The sequence below is a fragment of the Halobacillus sp. BAB-2008 genome, assembly GCF_000328325.1.
Classification (GTDB): Bacteria; Bacillota; Bacilli; order Bacillales; family Halobacillaceae; genus Halobacillus.
Genome location: NZ_ANPF01000125.1, coordinates 1 through 2,624 on the forward strand (window position 1 = coordinate 1; position 2,624 = coordinate 2,624).

Genomic DNA, 2,624 nt, shown 5'->3' on the forward strand with positions numbered 1-2,624 from the left:
ATGTAATAAGAAAACGACATAACATATCAACTAGAAAAATAACAAGAACCATTGTATTTGGGGGGTTATCGTTCATTCTATTTTTTGTAACCTCTCTTGATTACCTCTATAATCGATTTGGTAATTCGGATTTTATTTATCAATTTTTCTATAGACTTTACTTGAGTGAATTAAGTTTAGAGGTCTTTACAAGTAATTTGAAGACTATTTTATTTGGTGTTGGTTTAAATAATTATACAGATGTTGTTTCTACTTTAGGTACAGGCTTTGAATACGTAAATCCAGTTCATAATTTATATCTTCTCAATTTGACCGAAGGAGGATTATTTTATTTCTTAGCTTACATCTTTTTAATTGTTTTTATCTCAGTGAAAATGACCATTGTGTTTTTTAAAGGATCATATGGACAATCTGTAATGGCTTTGGGAGTTCTATCGATTTTGATTTGTTTATTTGTATATAATTTTACAGGATGGTCAGGTACTAAAAATCAAATCTATATATTATATTCGATTACTTGCATAATATCATCTAAAGTGTTTTATGACTTTAAAAAAGGAAGTGTTAACAATAATTACTGAAAAGTTTTGTAATGTTATCGAGGATGTTCAAGAGGTTACATTAGTGGGCTATTATGGTCGTAACAATTTAGGTGATGACCTAATGCTAAAGAATATCGTAGGTATTCTTTTGGAGAAAAATATAAGAGTGAATGTTATGTCATTCGGTAGTGTAGATTGGTTAGATGAGTCAGTCAATGTATGTTTGTGGGGAGACACTAAGTTACAAAAAATTAGAAATTTTAACAGGACTACTAAAAAAAGTTCAATAATTATTTTTGGTGGTGGAACTTGTTTTACAGATGAAGATGGAGATGGTTTCTTTAAGTTTATGTCTCTATCGAAGTTGAAGAAAAAGAGAATTGCTTATATTGGTGTAGGTATTGGAAATCTTAAAAGAAAACAAAGTAAGTTAAAGACAAAGCACTTAATAAATGTATCGGATTATATTTCTTTCCGAGATGAAAAATCATATAATATTGCTAAAAAATTCAAGAAGAGTTCTATAGAAAGCATCGAGATTGTAGAGGATCCAGCCAACAAACTACTTGAAAAATACTCATTAAGTAATCAAAACGTAGAATCAAGTGGCCTTGTTGTAGCTTGGAGGAATTTAGAGAGGTATAGTGATACTACTATAGGAAACGATGTTAATACGATATCTAATTTTATACTTGCGGTTTGTAAAGACCATTGTATTCATAAAATCGTTATTATCGATACAGATTCTTATTTCGATTCTACAATAAGCAAAAACATTTATGAAACTTTGAAAAAAAATAAAAAGGTTGATGTGGTGTATAGTAAGAAAGAAAATTTCGAGGAGAAATTAAATATACTTAATTGTTCAAATGTAATTATTACTTCAAGACTTCATGTTGCAGTAGCATCGAAATATATAAATAAACCTTGCTATGTCTACGACTACTCTCCCAAAATAAAATACTTTGTTGAGAATGAAGACACAGCAAATATAAAACTTATATCAAATCAAAAAATTTTAGAATATGTCTAAACTTAACAAGTTACTATTTAATGATGTGTCTATATTGTGGTCTTCTCAACTCATAGCTGTATTTTTAAGTTTTATTACTCAGTTGATGCTTACTAGATATTTTCCAGTAGATGATTATGGTGCATTGTCTACAGCTCTAACTTTAACAACAATATTGGGTACTTTTGCAGCCTTAGGAACCGGACAAAATTGGTTGAGAAATTTTGGTAAAGAAGGTTGGGAAGCTTTCCGTTGGGTAAGACCTACAGTGAAGATAAATTTCTTAAGCATATCTTTTTCTTCGTTAATTTGTGTCTTACTGCTTTTATTGTCTGATGTCTCACAGCTGACTAAACAAATTTCATTATTGTTTATATTTGTAATTTTAAGTCGTGGATTATCTTCTTTAGCTGAAGCTACTTATCAGTTAGAAGAAGAATTTAAAAAACTTTCATTAATTAAATCTTTATTGCATATTTTTAGGTTTATTACAGTTTTGGTTGTATTAATTTATTCAAACAATATTATGGATGTAGCAATAGGATACACTATATCCTCCATAATTTTATCTTTGATTTTCATAGGGATAATTAAGAGAACATATTCGTTCAAAATTGTTTTAAAGGGGCATGGAAAACAAAAATATATAGAAGAAAAATATACCATAAAACTCTAAAGCAGACATTTATACATATGATACCGTATTCAGCCGCATCAATATTTTTTATGATTTACACTCAAGGGAATATCTTTATTACAAACACTGTTTTGGGTGATGAAAGTTCAGGAATATACTTCGTTGCATTTTCAGTCATGAATGTAATCTATTTATTTCCAGTTACTTTTTATCAATCGTATTTAATTCCTAAAGTTCATAGATGGATAAATCGTGATAAAGGTAAGGTTGATATTATATATGAATTTGGATCTAGCTTAGCCGTTCTTATAGGTATAATCGCTTTGACTCCCCTAGTAGCGTTATCAATGTATATAATACCCTTACTCTTTGGTGAAGATTATATATATTCTAGTTTAATAGTTATAATATTATCCATTACTATTCCATTCAG

4 protein-coding genes are annotated in these 2,624 nt (G+C 28.8%); all 4 read left to right on the forward strand.

What is annotated here, in order from left to right; genetic code table 11:
* A partial coding sequence (locus D479_RS20935) for a hypothetical protein (protein WP_008640606.1) occupies positions 1-581 on the forward strand: 581 nt, incomplete at its 5' end.
* A 43-nt stretch (positions 582-624) separates the two neighbouring features.
* Complete coding sequence (locus D479_RS19570; RefSeq protein WP_008640607.1) at positions 625-1,575, forward strand: polysaccharide pyruvyl transferase family protein; 951 nt, start codon at positions 625-627, stop codon at positions 1,573-1,575.
* Positions 1,568-2,230 (forward strand): oligosaccharide flippase family protein, encoded by a 663-nt coding sequence (locus D479_RS19575; protein WP_008640608.1) that lies wholly within the window; start codon positions 1,568-1,570, stop codon positions 2,228-2,230. The genes D479_RS19570 and D479_RS19575 overlap by 8 nt, the downstream gene beginning before the upstream one ends.
* Before the next feature lie 17 nt (positions 2,231-2,247).
* Positions 2,248-2,624 (forward strand): polysaccharide biosynthesis protein (locus D479_RS20940; protein WP_008640609.1); only part of this gene is annotated, 377 nt, incomplete at its 3' end.

Excerpts from the sequence above, each read along its gene's own strand:
- D479_RS19575 (WP_008640608.1), top strand. The coding sequence starts at position 1,568 with ATGTCTAAACTTAACAAGTTACTATTTAATGATGTGTCTATATTGTGG.